Below are 979 nucleotides of genomic sequence, written 5' to 3' on the forward strand. Positions count from 1 at the left end.
CTATCAAATTACGTTTACAGCCTATTTCGATGAAATTGGAGGGAGAGCTGCTGCCACCCAGGCAGATGCGTATACCTTCTGTTTTGGAGATGGCTCAACGGCTGAGGTCAAACGATCTAGCCGAAAGTTCATTAATGGCAACACCTCATCCGTTGACGTTTATACCACAACGCATACCTATCCTGGCCCAGGAACATACACGATTGGTGTAACCGTTCAGAACCGGAATCAGGGCACGATCAATTTACCACCAGCAGGCGAGTCGCAAAATATTGCATTCTTCGTTTCTACGACAATTCTGATCAATGCGGCCCTGTTGACCAACTCTACCCCCGTCATGCTCAACCCCCCTCTGGACTCGGGGCGGGTGGGGCAGAAATTCTGTCACAACCCAGCTGCCTTCGATGCCGATGGCGATAGTCTCGCCTACCGACTCAGTGTGCCCAAAACATCGCAGACAACCACTGGCTGTCAGGGGAAAGATATTTCAGTTTATCAGGACCCGACTCGTTTTAGCACGTCCAGTGAATCGGGGGGTGCCCCTACCTTCACCATCAACCCCATCACAGGTGAACTCTGCTGGGATGCTCCCGGAACGGTTGGTCAATATAATTTTGCGTTCATTATTGAAGAATGGCGAAACGGAGTACTCATTGGCGAGATTACCCGTGATATGCAAATCATTGTTGTCGACAATGCCAATAAACGCCCTATTATCCAGCCCATTCCTGACCTCTGCGCCGAAGCGGGAACACTCATCACCCAACCTGTTACGGCTACTGATCCCGATGGGAACCGGGTCATCATTTCTGGTTTTGGGGGCGTTTTCAACGTCGGCCCTGACGGAGTTGCTCTTGCTCCCGGTGAATTGATCCAGCCAGCTTATGCCAAACTCACCAATGCAGGAATCGCTCAAAACCAACCTGCCACGTCTATCTTCACGTGGCAAACCAGTTGCAACCAACTCCGTGAGGCCCCT

1 protein-coding gene is annotated in these 979 nt (G+C 51.4%); it reads left to right on the plus strand.

Annotated elements, in window-relative coordinates; genetic code table 11:
• On the plus strand, nt 1-979 hold a 979-nt coding region (locus GO755_RS41215), incomplete at both ends, for a PKD domain-containing protein (protein ID WP_198175095.1).

Origin of the sequence: Spirosoma arboris, assembly GCF_009754945.1 — a bacterium.
In the GTDB taxonomy this organism is placed as follows: domain Bacteria; phylum Bacteroidota; class Bacteroidia; order Cytophagales; family Spirosomataceae; genus Spirosoma; species Spirosoma arboris.